At 67.5% G+C, this 14,563-nt stretch carries 13 protein-coding genes; 7 read left to right on the top strand and 6 right to left on the bottom strand.

The genetic code is table 11. From position 1 onward, the window contains the following. Positions 1-35 precede the first annotated feature (35 nt). From A5789_RS11380 to leuA, 3 genes are all read right to left on the bottom strand, one after another. On the bottom strand, positions 36-1,793 hold the full coding sequence (locus A5789_RS11380; RefSeq protein ID WP_082940630.1) for an FAD-dependent oxidoreductase: 1,758 nt from the start codon (positions 1,791-1,793) through the stop codon (positions 36-38). A gap of 127 nt (positions 1,794-1,920) precedes the next feature. Then, the gene (locus A5789_RS11375; RefSeq protein ID WP_227462938.1) at positions 1,921-4,023 is read right to left on the bottom strand and encodes a MinD/ParA family protein; all 2,103 of its coding nucleotides are present in this window, start codon (positions 4,021-4,023) and stop codon (positions 1,921-1,923) included. Positions 4,024-4,265: 242 nt separating this feature from the next. Beyond that, positions 4,266-6,092 carry a 2-isopropylmalate synthase gene (gene leuA / locus A5789_RS11370; RefSeq protein WP_063011001.1) on the bottom strand — a complete coding sequence of 609 codons (1,827 nt, stop codon included), beginning with the start codon at positions 6,090-6,092 and terminating at the stop codon, positions 4,266-4,268. 201 nt (positions 6,093-6,293) lie between these two features. On the opposite strand from leuA, the gene A5789_RS11365 reads away from it, so the two are divergent. Beyond that, positions 6,294-6,935: a hypothetical protein gene (locus A5789_RS11365; protein WP_064906587.1), complete on the top strand. Its 642-nt coding sequence runs from the start codon at positions 6,294-6,296 to the stop codon at positions 6,933-6,935. 48 nt (positions 6,936-6,983) lie between these two features. On the opposite strand, the gene recR is transcribed toward A5789_RS11365, so the two are convergent. Both recR and A5789_RS11355 read right to left on the bottom strand, forming a co-directional pair. Then, entirely contained in the window at positions 6,984-7,592 is a 609-nt protein-coding gene (recR, locus tag A5789_RS11360; RefSeq protein ID WP_030516496.1) for a recombination mediator RecR, read from the bottom strand. 21 nt (positions 7,593-7,613) lie between these two features. Next, complete coding sequence (locus A5789_RS11355) at positions 7,614-7,952, bottom strand: YbaB/EbfC family nucleoid-associated protein (protein WP_081879613.1); 339 nt, start codon at positions 7,950-7,952, stop codon at positions 7,614-7,616. A gap of 170 nt (positions 7,953-8,122) precedes the next feature. Here A5789_RS11355 and A5789_RS11350 point away from each other — a divergent pair, with 170 nt between their 5' ends. The 3 genes from A5789_RS11350 to A5789_RS11340 all read left to right on the top strand — a co-directional run bounded on the left by A5789_RS11350 (position 8,123) and on the right by A5789_RS11340 (position 10,007). Then, the gene (locus A5789_RS11350; protein ID WP_064906585.1) at positions 8,123-8,728 is read left to right on the top strand and encodes a hypothetical protein; all 606 of its coding nucleotides are present in this window, start codon (positions 8,123-8,125) and stop codon (positions 8,726-8,728) included. Positions 8,729-8,769: 41 nt separating this feature from the next. Further along, entirely contained in the window at positions 8,770-9,591 is an 822-nt protein-coding gene (locus A5789_RS11345) for a MerR family transcriptional regulator (RefSeq protein WP_064927223.1), read from the top strand. Positions 9,592-9,653: 62 nt separating this feature from the next. Continuing rightward, the gene (locus A5789_RS11340; RefSeq protein ID WP_030516500.1) at positions 9,654-10,007 is read left to right on the top strand and encodes a VOC family protein; all 354 of its coding nucleotides are present in this window, start codon (positions 9,654-9,656) and stop codon (positions 10,005-10,007) included. A gap of 30 nt (positions 10,008-10,037) precedes the next feature. Here the strand turns inward: A5789_RS11340 and A5789_RS11335 are convergent, their stop codons facing one another. Continuing rightward, positions 10,038-10,472: an SRPBCC family protein gene (locus A5789_RS11335; protein ID WP_030516501.1), complete on the bottom strand. Its 435-nt coding sequence runs from the start codon at positions 10,470-10,472 to the stop codon at positions 10,038-10,040. A 132-nt stretch (positions 10,473-10,604) separates the two neighbouring features. Between A5789_RS11335 and A5789_RS11330 the strand changes: the two genes are divergently transcribed. The 3 genes from A5789_RS11330 to A5789_RS11320 all read left to right on the top strand — a co-directional run bounded on the left by A5789_RS11330 (position 10,605) and on the right by A5789_RS11320 (position 14,452). After that, positions 10,605-11,231 (top strand): hypothetical protein, encoded by a 627-nt coding sequence (locus tag A5789_RS11330; protein ID WP_064906580.1) that lies wholly within the window; start codon positions 10,605-10,607, stop codon positions 11,229-11,231. Between the two features lie 453 nt (positions 11,232-11,684). Further along, the gene (locus A5789_RS11325; RefSeq protein ID WP_064906577.1) at positions 11,685-13,136 is read left to right on the top strand and encodes an FAD-binding oxidoreductase; all 1,452 of its coding nucleotides are present in this window, start codon (positions 11,685-11,687) and stop codon (positions 13,134-13,136) included. Continuing rightward, positions 13,133-14,452 carry a class I SAM-dependent methyltransferase gene (locus A5789_RS11320; RefSeq protein WP_063010989.1) on the top strand — a complete coding sequence of 440 codons (1,320 nt, stop codon included), beginning with the start codon at positions 13,133-13,135 and terminating at the stop codon, positions 14,450-14,452. The genes A5789_RS11325 and A5789_RS11320 overlap by 4 nt, the downstream gene beginning before the upstream one ends. Positions 14,453-14,563 lie beyond the last annotated feature (111 nt).

Raw genomic sequence — 14,563 nt, 5'->3', positions numbered from 1 at the left:
ACCCCATTGAACGCGCGAGATCGGCCGCCCGCCACCTACATCGGGACGTCGAACATGTTCGGCCGGCCCGCGGCATAGCGCGCGCGGTCGGCCTGGCGCAGCGGCTCCAGCTGCGGCGCCCGATACAGCTCGAACAGCCGGCAGCGGGCGGCATTCGAACCGGCGACGTCCAGCAGCGCGTTCACCGCGGTGCGAGCCGCCTCGCAGGCGCCTTCCATCGTCGCGAGATCGATGTTCGTGCGTACGTAATCGCCCGCGAGGAAAAGATTTTCCAGGGCACCGTGCGCATTCGGGCGCGCCGCCCACGAACCGGCGGTGTTGATCAGCAGCGGGTCGGCGTTGGCGTTGCGGTTCTGCGCGGCGTCCCAGCTCACGCCGGTATCCAGGAACCACGACACCAGGTCCGAATCCTGCAGTGCGGCAGCGCCTTCCAGATGCTTCTGCAACTGCGCCCAGACCTCGCGGGCGATTTCGTCGTGGGTGCATTCGATCGCCGGCTTGCCGTACAGGATGCCGGGTGTATTCCAGTCCGAGATGTCGACCGACAGGCAGTCCCGAACCGAACCGTCACCTGATTCGGAAAGCTTTGTGCGCGACCAGAACTGGCTCTGCGCGATGGAGGCGAGCGACCACGGCGAGTCGACGTAGGCGGTATGGCCGCGGGCGATCTGGGTGGGGCGGCGCAGATAGAACTGCATTCCGCTCATCCAGTTCACGACCAGGCCGTCCATGGCCGCCAATTCCGGCTGCACGGCCAGAATGTCCGGCGTCCACAGTCCACGGGCGACCTCGACCGGTACCGCGAGCACGAAGTAGTCGGCGTCGACCGCCCGATCGCCACCGCTGCCGCCGGCCACCCGGGCACCCGAGATGCGCCGATCGCGCACGTCGAGCCCGCGCAGTTCGGCGGTTTCGAACCGCACCCCCAGGCCGCGCAGATGGGCCACCCACGGGTCGATCCAGGCCTCGTTGGTCGGCCCGTTCAGCAGCCGGTCCAGCGGTCCGTCGTTACCGGTCTCCAGCGGATTGCCGAGGAACTGCTCCCCCATGGAACCGATGGTCCGGGTACTGGCGTGATCATCTTTCGCCGCGACCAGCAATGTGGTGAGAGTGCGCGACATCAGCATGCGGAATTCCTGCGAGCGGCCGCGAGCGCCCACGAAATCGCGCCAGGCGAGTTTCTCCCACTCGCCGAAACGGCGATCGTCGCAACTGGTGTTGAAAACCAGCAACCGATTGGCGAAATACGCCGCATCGGTCATCGGCATCCTCATCGAGGTGGAGATCACCGAGGCGACCGTCTGGCGGAAATCGTCCGGAGTGGCCCACGGCTTTCCGGCGCGGCCCATCGGCAGGATGGTGTCGTCGGCGCCGGCGCGGGAGAAACGCGCCTCGGCGGCCGGGACCAGATTGTCCCAGACACCGTTGGCATTGCCCGCGAACGGAATTCGCCGCATGGTGTCGGGAATGTGGTGATAGAAACCGGGGAAGAAACGGAAACCGTGTTCGCCCGGCAGATCGGGCCGGCCGTCGCGGCCACTGCCCGCCACCGGAATGCTGCGCGCCTTACCGCCCAGCGCCCGGCGTTCGTACACCGTGACGTCGAATCCGCGTTCGGCCAATTCGTGCGCCGCGGTCAGTCCGGCGACGCCACCGCCGAAAATCGCGACCCGCCGACCGGGATCGGCATTCGCACGAATCGGGCGCACCATGGCGCCCGCGGTTATCACACCCGCGCCGGCCACCCCGCGAAGTACCGTCCTTCGCGAGACGGCCCCGTATTTTTCTGCCATCTATCGGGACCTCCACACCGCGGGTAACTGTATGCGGTGCGGCCGGGCCCCGTATCGATTGGGGTGACAATTCGCGCCGGGCACCAATTCGGTGGGAAGAATCCCCGGAATCGGCGCCCGGTGCGAATCAATAGCCGTGCGGACCCGGATAGTGGCCCTGCGGGCCCGGGTACTGGGTCTGCGGCCCCGGGAAGGGTGGCTGCGGGACGTGGTATCCGAAATCGTCGGCGACCATGGCCGCCAATTCCAGCAGCGCCCGCCGGGTGGGCTTGCTGACCAGTTCCAGGTCGATCTCCGCGCCCTCGGCGAGATGATCGTCGAACGGCACCACCTGCACCGCGCGGGTGCGGTCGAGGAACAGTTTGCGCAACTGGTCCAGGTCCACGGTCGAGGCGCCGCGGCGGGAGGCATTGACCACCACCACGGTCCGCTCCACCAGCTTGCTGTAACCGTGGTGCTCGAGCCAGTCCAGCGTCGCCGAGGCACTGCGCGCGCCGTCGATGGCCGGGGAGGTGACCAGGATCAGCGAGCTCGCCATATCCAGTACGCCGGCCATCGCCGAATGCATCAGGCCGGTACCGCAGTCGGTGAGAATGATGTTGTAGAACTGCTGCAGAATGCCGATCGCGCGCCGGTAGTCGGCCTCGCTGAAGGCCTCCGAGACCGCCGGATCCTGTTCGCTGGCAAGCACTTCCAGTCGGCTCGGTGCCTGGGAGGTATGCGCCCGCACATCCGAGTAGCGGCTGATGTGCTGGTCCTCGAGCAGGTTGCGGACCGTCGAGCGGGTCTGGCGCGGCACCCGGTGGGCCAGGGTCCCCAGGTCGGGGTTGGCGTCGATGGCGATCACCCGGTCACCGCGCAGCGAGGCGAAGGTCGAACCCAAACCGACTGTGGTCGTGGTCTTTCCGACGCCGCCCTTGAGCGACAGGATCGCGATCCGGTAGTCGCCGCGCACCGGCTGGTTCACCCGATCCACCAGTTCGCGGTAGATCAGATCGGCCGACGATTCGCCCGGATTGATGGCGCCGCCGGTCACCTTGTGCACGGCGCGTCGCCAGCCGCTGCGCGGTGACCGCCGCGCCCGCTTGAGCAGGTTCAGGTCGTTGACCGAATTCCCCGGCTGCACGGGCTGGGTCATGTGCTGCGGCTGGAACGTCGATTGCGGCTGCTGCTGATATCCCTGCGGCAGTTGCTGTTGCGGTCCCGGACCGCCCTGCCAGCCGCCCTGCTGCTGCGGCGGTTGCTGCTGCGGCGGCATGTGCTGCGGCGGCGGAGCCGAGGGCAGCGGCGGTGGCGCCCAGCTGAAGATCTGGCCGCCGGCATCGGCGTCCGCGCCCTGCTGCTCGGGAACGGGCGGCGGTCCCTGCCGATCGTCGAAGACCCGGCGGACCATGCCGTCGGCGCCGATCTCCTGGCGGATCTCGCCGTACGGCGTTTCCTGCCGGACCTCGCCGTACCCGGATCCCGGCTCACCGGCGGCGGGCCGGAAGCCGCCCTGCTCACCGGGATTGCCCTGCGCGGCGAAACCGCCCGGGTCGCCCGGATTGCCGTGCGGCGCGAATCCGCCTGGCTCACCGGGGTTTCCGGGCGGCGGGAAACCACCCTGCTCGCCCGGAGGCGCGAAACCGTTCTGCTCACCCGGAAATCCGCCCGGGGCGAAGCCGCCCGGTTCACCGGGATTCCCGGGCGGCGGGAAACCACCCTGCTCGCCGGGGAAAGCGGTCGGCGCGAAGCCCGGTTCGCCGGGGTGACCCGGAGGCGCGAAACCGCCCTGTTCTCCGGGGAATCCGTTGGGCGCGAAACCCTCCGGGCCGGGCCCGCCCGCCCACGGCGGCGGGAATCCGTTCGGATCTCCCGGCGGGGCGAACGGACCGGAATGGTCGTTCATCGGGAAGCCCGGCGGGGCGAAACCCTGATTCGGCGGATACGGATTCGCTCCCGGCGGCGCGAACGGCCCCGGTGCGAATCCCCCCTGCTCGGGCGGAGCGAAGCCGTCGGGCCCGAACTGCGGGCCGGGCGCAAACGTGGTCTGTTCGATACCGTCGGGCACCGGCGGAATGATCCCGGAGGCCGCGTGTTCGAATTCCGCGGATTCCTCGGCGGGTGCGCCGGTCGGTTCGGATTCGGACGTCACGCTCGCCGTCCCGTCGGATGCCGTTGTGTCCGCGTCGGATTCGTCCTGCGACGGCAGCGAGGTCGGATTGTCCTGTTCGGCAGCTGAATCGCCCATCCCCTGCCCCTGCAACCAAGGCGGTGAAGTGGAGTTGTCGTTAGTCGTCACGTTTCCCCCATCTGCTCGACAGAGTTCGAGCAGAGAGCTCGCGGCCAATGCGCCACAACGCTAGCACGCTGGCCGAATACGAGTCCCCCGGTGAACAGGGGCCGCACCCCGTACCGGACGAGTTGCCCCAGAACACCGCCCACCGCCTTCCCGGCGGTGGGCGGTCCCGGCTGTCGAGCAGGGTGTACGGATCAGCGCGCGCGCAGTGCGCGGTTCACCGCCGAGACGACCGCGCGCAGCGAGGCGGTCGTGATGGAGGTGGCGATACCCACGCCCCAGGTCACCTTGTCCCCGATCGCGCATTCGACATAAGCGGCGGCCTGCGCGTCGTCACCGGAGGACATCGCGTGCTCGGAGTAGTCGAGCACTCGCACGTCGTAGCCGATGGTCGCCAGCGCGTCGACGAACGAGGCCAGCGGGCCGTTGCCGGAACCGACGATCTCCTGTTCGGCCCCGTCCACCTTCACCACCGCGGTGATGGTGTCGGTGCCGGAATCGGTTTCGGCGGCGGTCATCTTCTGCCGGATGCGCTCCAGCGGCAGCACCGGGTTCAGGTACTCCTCGGCGAAGACGTCCCACATCTCCTTCGGCGTGACCTCGCCGCCCTCGCCGTCGGTGATCTTCTGAATCGCCTGCGAGAACTCGATCTGCAGCCGCCGCGGCAACACCAGTCCGTGGTCGGTCTTCATGATGTAGGCGACGCCGCCCTTGCCGGACTGCGAGTTCACCCGGATCACGGCCTCGTAGGTGCGGCCCACATCCTTGGGGTCGATCGGCAGGTACGGAACCTCCCAGACGATGTCGTCGACATCGGAATCGGAGGCGTCCGCCGTGTCCTTCATGGCGTCCAGGCCCTTGTTGATGGCGTCCTGGTGGCTGCCGGAGAAGGCGGTGTAGACCAGATCGCCGCCGTAGGGGTGGCGCTCGTGCACGGGCAACTGGTTGCAGTATTCGACCGTGCGGCGGATCTCGTCGATATCGGAGAAGTCGATCTGCGGATCCACACCGCGGGAGAACAGGTTCATCCCCAGGGTGACCAGGCAGACGTTTCCGGTCCGCTCACCGTTGCCGAACAGGCAGCCCTCGATGCGGTCGGCGCCGGCCTGATAGCCCAGTTCGGCGGCCGCGACCGCGGTGCCGCGGTCGTTGTGCGGGTGCAGCGACAGCACGATCGAATCGCGGCGGGCCAGGTTGCGGCTCATCCACTCGATGGAATCGGCGTACACGTTCGGCGTCGCCATCTCGACCGTCGCCGGCAGGTTGATGATCAGCGGCTTCTCCGGAGTCGGCGCGATGATCTCGGACACCGCGTCACACACCTCACGGGCGTACTCCAGTTCGGTGCCGGTGTAGGACTCCGGGCTGTACTCGTAGCGCCAGTTGGTGTCCGGGTAGCGCTGCTCGATCTCCAGGCACAGCTTCGCGGCGTCGGTCGCGATCTTCTTCACCGCGTCGCGGTCGGCGCGGAACACCACACGACGCTGCAGGATCGAGGTGGAGTTGTAGAAATGGACGATCACATTGGCGGCGCCCTGGCAGGCCTCGAAAGTGCGCTCGATCAGCTCGGGACGACACTGGGTCAGCACCTGGATGCTGACGTCGTCCGGGATCGCGCCGTCCTCGATGATCTCGCGGACGAAATCGAAGTCGGTCTGGCTGGCCGACGGGAAGCCGACCTCGATCTCCTTGTAGCCCATCCGCACCAGCAGGTCGAACATGCGGCGCTTGCGGGCGGGGCTCATCGGGTCGATCAGGGCCTGATTGCCGTCGCGCAGGTCGACCGCGCACCAGCCGGGCGCCCGGTCCACGACCCGGTCCGGCCAGGTGCGGTCGAAAGGAATCGGCGCAGCGTCGAATGCCGGGCTGCCGCCCGGGACCTCCTCGGCGAAGGGCCGGTACCGGAAGGTCGGCATCGAGGAGTTCTTCTGCTTGTTCCACGCGGGCTGATCGGCGGGCGCGGGTTTGGACGGCGCGGTGATGGTGCGCGTGCCGGATACGAAGGCGTCAGCGGGTGACATGGCGTTTCTCCGAGGTGTGGGTGGGTGTCCCAAGTATTGGGGTCGACCGGCACAGCTGAAACCCCGCGACGGGAGCCGGTCCGATTCAGACCCCGTCGCGGCGGCCGAGGAGGAGTGCCCGCTGCATGATGTCGGCCAGTTTACAGGTCGGGCCGCGGCGTGGAAAAGGAGCCTCGCCACACCGCCACGTAGCCTGGCCGGATGAGTTACGACCACGTGCTGCTTCCCGCGGGCATCGCCACCTCGCCCGATGCGGTGGAGACCTACCTGGCCGCGCAGCAGGGACGGCCGCAGACCGAGACCGTGGCGGCGATCGCGGCCGAGGTGAACCGGCGCAACGACGCCCTGCCGGAGGAAGAGGCGTTCCTCAGTGTCGCCACCGGCGGCGAGGGCACCGGCGGCGCGCTGTACGTCGCCGCCCGCTACGACGCCATCGGCCACGTGCGTAACCTCCTGTTCGAGCTCGCGACCCCGCGTGACTACGCGCTCTACGATCCGCAACTGAACTGGCTGATCGATCCGACCGATCGCATCGACGTCACCGTCACCCACGGCGGTGCGGGTGAGTTCCCCTATCTGACCGAGCGCCTCGCGCATCAGTGGATCACCGAACTCGGGGAACCGAATCCGTATCTGATCGTGGAGCGCGCCGACCACGTCTACATCCAGACCTATCGCGACGAGCCCGGCCTGTACACGCTGGAATACCGTGACGGCGGTCCCGATCGGCATTTCGCGGTCCGGTTGGAGGACGGCGAGCAGGTGGCCGCACTCGTCTGGGACTGGACCACCGGAGACCGGAGCCGTCTCGACGCGATCGGCTGGGAGGCGGTGACGTTCTGATCGGCGACGTTCCGATCGGTGACGTTCCGATCGGAGCTCACCCCGAGTTCAGAGCGTTCGCCGTCCCGACAGCGCGCGGCCCAAGGTCAGTTCGTCGGCGAATTCCAGGTCGCCGCCCATCGGCAGGCCGGAGGCGAGCCGGGTAACCGACAGGCCCGGGAAATCCCGCAGCATGCGCACCAGATAGGTGGCCGTCGCCTCGCCCTCGGTATTGGGATCGGTGGCGATGATCACCTCGGTGACATCGACACCGTCCTCCTGATTTCCGATGCGCGCCAACAGTTCTCGAATGCGTAGCTGGTCCGGGCCGACCCCCGAGAGCGGGTCCAGCGCACCGCCGAGCACGTGGTAGCGGCCGCGGAACTCGCGGGTGCGCTCGATGGCCTGGACGTCCTTGGGCTCCTCGACGACGCAGATCATGGTCCGGTCCCGGCGCGGGTCGGCGCAGATGCGGCACAGTTCGCCGTCGGAGACGGTGCCGCAGACCGCGCAGAACCGCACACCGTCGCGCACCTTCTGCAGTGCCGACTGCAGCCGGTCGATCTCCGGCGGCTCGACCGACAGCAGATGGAAGGCGATGCGCTGCGCGCTCTTGGGACCGACTCCGGGCAGTTTGCCCAGCTCGTCGATCAGATCCTGGACCGGACCCTCATACACGGATATGTCCTATCGGGCCGCTCAGAACGGCAGGCCGGGCATGGAACCGCCGCCCATGCCACCGGCGAGCGGGCCCAATTTCTCGGCGGCGAGCTGCTGCGCGTTGGCCATCGCGTTGTTGACCGCGCCGACGATCAGATCCTGCAGCGTCTCCACGTCCTCGGGGTCGACCACCTTCGGATCGATCTGCAGCGACTGCACCTCGCCGCTGGCCTTGATCGTCACCTTCACCAGACCGCCGCCGGCCTCACCCGCCACATCGGTCGCGGCGATTTCGGCCTGCGCGGCCATCACCGCCTGCTGCATCTGCTGCGCCTGTGCGAGCAGTGCCTGCATATCGAGCTGTCCACCAGGCTCCACGGTGATGTCCTCTCTGCGGGATGCGGATGTGCACCAGCGTAGTCACGTTCGGATCCAGCCCGGTACCGGCCCGGCCGGGCACCTTTACCATCGGAACCGGGCCGGGAGTCGGCACACGGGTCGGGCCAATCCGGTGGAGGCCGGTCATGTATCGGGACCAAGATCAACATATGTCTTCCGCACTCGCGCACACCACATCCGCACATCCGGCGCGCCGCGCCCGGCGGAGTTCGGCACTGACGACCGTCGTCGCGCTCACCGTGCTGGGCGTCGGCTCGGCCGTCCTGGCGCCGGCCGCCTCGGCGGATACCGATTACGGTGGTGGCTGCGTTCTCTACACCGACAATCCGGCGGCGACGGTCGACGCGCTGCACAACCACTGTTCGGCAGAACAGCAGGATCAGATCTTCCGGGACGCGCCCCGCGGCGATGTGCCGACCGGGGTGACCAACGGCTGGGTGACCCGCCCGCCGGTGATGGAGGCGGTGGCGCCGCCGTTCTGGATCGGCGAGAACTTCTACACCGGACCCGACGGCGGAACCCTGACCAACCGGATCACCGGGGCCGGGGTCGAAGGTTTCCCCGCCGACGTCTATTCCGGGCCCGCGCGGTTGGACGGCCAACCGGCCTGGCTTCTGGACTACACCCCCTCGATCACGCCCCAGATCCTCGACGAGATTCGCCAGGTGACCCCCGGCGTCTGGTTCGGTTACTCCTGGTGGCGAGGGTTTTTCCAGACCACGCTGCTGCTGACCTTCGCCCTCACCGAGCAGTAGGGCTTGACTCTCCCGTTGCTGGAGGGTGTTCGCTTGTCCACATGGCCGCGACAGTCTCCATAGGCGAGTTCTCCCGCCTCACCTATCTCAGCGTGAAAACGCTGCGGTACTACCACGAGATCGAGTTGCTCGAGCCGGCATCGGTCGATCCCGGCTCGGGGTATCGGCGGTATTCGACCGCGCAGGTGGAACAGGCACACCTGATTCGGCGCCTGCGCGATCTGGATATGCCCATGCCGCAGATCCGCGCGGTCCTCGCGGCGCCGGATCGTGCCGCCCGCGATGCCGCGCTGGCCGCACATCTGGAGCGAATGGAAGCGGAGTTGCTGCGGACGCGTGATGTGGTGGCATCGCTGCGGGCGCTGCTGTCCCCGGGTGCGCCGATCGACGTGCAGTACCGCCTGGTTCCGGAGTTCGCCGCGGTGACGATTCGCGCACTGGTGTCGCGGGAGGAGATCGGCGACTGGTGCGGGGCGGTCTTCCCCCGGCTGTTCGAACTGCTCGCCGGGGCGGGGGTGGCCCCGGCCGGCCCGAGCGGGGCGACGTACTCGGCGGACTTCTTCGAGAACGAGATCGGCGAGGTGGTGGCGTTCGCGCCGCTGGCGGCGGATCCGGGCGCCGCCTTCGACCAGTACCGCGAGGTCGCGGTGCGGCGATTTCCGCAGCGCCGCTTCGCGATTGCGGTGCACGCCGGAGCGTTCACCGTCTTCGACCGCACCTACGGCGCGCTGGGTTCGCATGTGGCCGAACACGATACCGCGCTGGCGGAGCCGATCCGCGAAATCTACGTGGTCGGCCCGCAGGACTGCGCGGACCCGGCCGCGCAGCGCACCGAGGTCTGCTGGCCGATCGCACCGGCGTGATCGGGCGGACGCCGCACGCTCCCCCGCATATTCACGAATTACCCACGAAGAGAGGATATTTCATGTCGATCAGTCTGGCCGCCGTCACCTTCGACTGCCGTGACGCCGCCGCCTTGGCGAACTTCTACGCACAGTTGCTGGAGCGTCCGGTGGACGCCGACGCCAACGAATATTTCGCCTCGATCGGCCGCGGTGACGACCGCGGCCCGGGGCTGATGTTCATCCAGGTCCCCGACAAGACCCCGGGCAAGAACGTAGTCCACCTGGATCTGAGCGCACCGGACTGGCGCGCTCAGATCGAGCGGGCGGTCTCGCTAGGCGCGAAACACATCGGCGACTTCGACGAATACGGCGTGCAGTGGGTCACCCTCGCCGACCCCGAGGGCAACCTGTTCGACATCGCCCACCAGCACTGAGCCGCTGGGCCGCAGCGAAGCGGAGGCGGACTAGCTCAACTCGCGCTTCAGGTTTTCCAGAACCTCGGCCTGGATCTTCTTCAGGCCGAGCGGGGCGAAGATGCCCTCGAAGAAGCCGGCGACCCCGCCCGCACCCTTCCAGCTGGTTCGGACCGTCACCAGCGAACCCTCACCCGAGGGAGTGACGGTCCAGGTGGTGACCATCGTGGAATTCGAATCCCGTTCGGTCACCATCGAATCGGAGACCGAGACGACCGCGTGGACGTTGCGGGAGCGCTTCTGCGTCGCCTGCAGCGTCCATTCGGCGACGGTTCCGGCGCCCTTTCCGCCTTCGAGCACCTTGTAGTCGTGGTAGTGCGAAGACAGGATGCGGGGCCGCACATCCTGATAGTCCGCGATCGCTTCCAGCGCACGCTGCGGTTCCGCAGCGACGACGGTCGAGCTGGATGCACTGACCTGTCCCACAATGAGCTCCTATGCGATCCGGGGTCGTTCGGGTTTATTCGGGCCGTTCTGCGGGGCTATGCTACGCCGCGTCCGGTGCAGTTCCGGACCGGCAGACGCGGTTTCGCTCTGCCCACAGCTACGCCCGGGGGGATGAGGTTGTCGAACGCCGCGATCGGCGCGCGCCGTGTCAAGAATGTGCTCAAGTGGATCGGCGTGATGGTCGTCGGCGTCGTCATGATCGTCGGCGCCGTCACGATGCTGAACAGCCACGGCAATGTCGACTGCGGGGGTGAAACCATGCGGTCGGGGGACCAGTGCGTCCAGGTCGACAAACACGGTCACCGCACCACCCGCTCGATGGACGAACAGGCATCGGACAACACCCGCACCGGCTGGCTGCTGCTCGGCTTCGGCGTGTTGATGATCGTCGGCGGTGGCGCGTTCCTGGCCGGAGAGCTGCGCCGCTCGGGCGGCTCGGGCGCGAAGACCGGCATGCAAGTGGTCCCGAATCCGGCCGCCGTCCCCGCCTATCCGGTGACGCATGCCGCCTCGCCCGGTGGAGGCGGCTATCCCGCGCCCGGTCACGCCGCCGGAACCGGCTACCCGCCACCGTCGCCGGGCTATCCGCCGCACCCCGGGCCGGCCCGCTACCCGGAATACCCTTCTGCCACAGCGCATTTCGCACCGACCGGGCCGGCAGCGAGCTATCCGCCGGCGCCGCCCGGTTATCCGCCGGCCGCCCCGGACGGAGCCCGTCCCGCCTATCCGACGCGCTGAGTTCCTTCCGGCGCATGCCGCCCCGTCCGTCGCGTCGCGCTCTGCCCACTGCACCGAGCTCTATCCGCAGCATCGCATTCCCCGGCATCCCGCACTGCCCGGAACTCCCCGCAGCGCGATAGCGATCGGGCATCGCACGGTCCGCGACTATCGACGCTCGAATACGGCGCGGCGGACCATCGATCGCAGGTTTTCGACCCCAGCCTTCGACCCGGAACCGGAACGCTCGTTCCGGGACCGGCGAGAAATTTCGATTGGTTCGTCACAAGCCCGCAGGCAGCGCACGGCGGTACGATTCCGCCCGGAAATATGTCCGCGAGCTGGGCGGATGACCCAGGAGTGGGAACCGGGCCCGTGATCGAACGCAATGCAACATATGCGTGAAGAATCGCGCCCATAGGTACCCTCGCGGTGGCCGGGGGAAACCGGGAGCGATAGCGTCAGGGGGTGGCAGTGAGTCTGTTGGGGAAGGCCGGCCGCGCGCCGGCCGCACGCGAATCAGGTTTTGCCGCGCACCGAGAAGGTGTCGAGCGTCTGCTCGCCAGCTATCGTGCGATTCCTTCGGATGCCAACGTGCGGTTGGCGAAAAAGACGTCGAACTTGTTTCGCGCCCGGGCGAAGAACCCCGCACCCGGACTGGATGTTTCGGGTCTGAACCGGGTGATCGCTGTCGACCCCCAGGCGAAGACCGCCGATGTGGCCGGCATGACCACCTATGAGGATCTGGTCGCCGCCACCCTGCCGTACGGCCTGGCGCCCTTCGTGGTTCCGCAGTTGAAGACGATCACGCTGGGTGGCGCGGTCACCGGCCTGGGAATCGAATCGACGTCCTTCCGCAATGGTCTGCCACACGAATCCGTACTCGAGATCGATGTGCTGACCGGTGCGGGCGAGATCATCACCGCCACCCCGGACGGCGAATACGCCGACCTTTTCCGCGGGTTCCCGAATTCCTATGGCACGCTGGGTTATTCGACGCGCCTGAAGATCGAGCTGGAATCGGTGCAGCCGTATGTGGCACTGCGCCACGTCCGTTTCCACGATCTGCGCGAACTCGAAGCCGTGATGGCGCAGATCGTCACCGACCGCAGCTACGACGGCGAGCGGGTCGACTATCTCGACGGCGCGGTATTCACCGCCGAGGAAAGCTATCTCGTCCTCGGCCGCCAGACCGACGAACCCGGCTCGGTCAGCGACTACACCGGGATGGATATCTACTACCAGTCCCTGCGGCACGACAGCGCCGAGCCCAAACGCGACCGGCTGACCATCCACGACTATCTGTGGCGCTGGGACACCGACTGGTTCTGGTGCTCACGGGCATTCGGCACCCAGAATCCGAAGATCCGCCGGTTCTGGCCGAAGCGGTATCGCCGTTCGAGCTTCTACTGGAAGCTGATCGCGCTCGACCACAAATACGACATCGGCGACAAGCTCCAGGCACGCAAGGGAAATCCGCCGCAGGAGCGCGTGGTGCAGGATATCGAGGTGCCGATCGAGCGCACCGCCGAATTCCTGCACTGGTTCCTGCGCGAAATTCCGATCGAACCGCTGTGGCTGTGCCCGCTCCGGCTGCGCGACAGTGCGGAAGTGCCGGGAAAACCCGAGGACCCGTCGCGTCCGTGGCCGCTGTATCCGCTGGAACCGGATCGCACCTACGTCAATGTCGGTTTCTGGTCGGCGGTGCCGAAGCAGCCCGGGCAGATCGAGGGTGCGGCCAATCGCGCGATCGAGGACGAGGTCGCCCGCCTGGACGGCCACAAGTCCCTCTACTCGGATTCCTACTACGCAGAAGACGATTTCGCGCGCCTCTACGGAGGCGATCACTACGCGAATCTGAAGAAACGATACGACCCCGATCATCGTTTGCTGGATTTGTATTCGAAGGCGGTGCAACGCAAGTGACGACATTCAAGGATTCCCAGCTGCCCCCGTTCTCGGAGCTGGGAACGAAACTCAGCATTGCCGAAATCTTCGAGACGCTCGTCGACGGCGGCGTCCCGATCCGGTTCTCCGCCTACGACGGCAGCAGCACCGGACCCGACGATTCGAAGTTCAGCCTCGAGATCACGACCCCGCGCGGTATCAACTACATCGCTACCGCACCGGGCGATCTCGGCATGGCGCGGGCCTACATCTCCGGCGATATGGCGGTCGACGGCGTCCACCCGGGTGACCCGTACGACATCCTGAAGGCGATGACCGACCTGAAGTTCCGGCGCCCGTCGGCGCTGGCACTGGTCACCATCGCGCGCTCGCTGGGCTGGGACGCCCTCAAGCCGATCGCGCCGCCGCCGCAGGAAACGCTGCCGCGCTGGCGGCGCATCGCGCTGGAAGGCCTGCGGCATTCGAAGAACCGCGACGCCGAGGTGATCCACCATCACTACGACGTGTCGAACCGGTTCTACGAGCTGGTCCTCGGCCCCTCGATGACCTACACCTGCGCCTGCTACGCCGACGAGAACCAGACTCTCGAAGAGGCCCAGGAGAACAAGTACCGCCTGGTGTTCGAGAAGCTGCGGTTGAAGGAGGGCGATCGACTCCTCGATATCGGCTGCGGCTGGGGTGGCATGGTCCGCTACGCGGCCCGGCGCGGAGTCAAGGTCATCGGCGCCACCCTGTCCAAGGAACAGGCCGAGTGGGCGCAGGCCAAGATCGCCGAGGAGGGTCTGCAGGAACTGGCCGAGGTCCGCCACAGCGATTACCGCGACATCAGCGAAACCGGTTTCGACGCGCTGTCGTCGATCGGTCTCACCGAGCACATCGGGGTGCAGAACTACCCGAGCTATTTCGGCTTCATCAAGAGCAAGCTGCGCGACGGCGGCCTGTTCCTGAACCACTGCATCACCCGCCCCGACAACACCCGCACGACGAAGGCCGGCGACTTCATCGACCGCTACGTCTTCCCGGACGGCGAGTTGATCGGTTCGGGCCGCATCATCACCGATATCCAGAACATCGGGCTCGAGGTGGTGCACGAGGAGAATCTGCGCCCGCACTACGCGCTGACCCTGCACGAATGGTGCAAGAACCTGGTCGCGAACTGGGACGAGTGCGTCGCGGAGGTCGGTGAGGGCACCGCCAAGGTGTGGGGCCTGTACATGGCGGGCTCCCAGCTGGGCTTCGAGCGCAACGTGGTGCAGCTGCACCAGGTGCTCGGGATGAAGCTCGGCGACAAGCAGACCTGGGACGTGCCGCTGCGCCCCTGGTGGAACGCCTGATTCGGCGCGAAATATGTTGCCGGCGGGGGGGGGGGGGGGGGGGGGGGCGGGCCCCCCCCCCGGGGGGGGCGCGCCCGGCGGGGGGGGCGGCCGCGCGCGGGGCGCCGCCGC

The sequence above is a fragment of the Nocardia sp. 852002-51101_SCH5132738 genome (genome assembly GCF_001665695.1).
Taxonomy (GTDB): domain Bacteria; phylum Actinomycetota; class Actinomycetes; order Mycobacteriales; family Mycobacteriaceae; genus Nocardia; species Nocardia nova.
The sequence above is the reverse complement of the archived record's forward strand: the minus strand, read 5'-3'. Positions and strand labels throughout refer to the sequence as shown.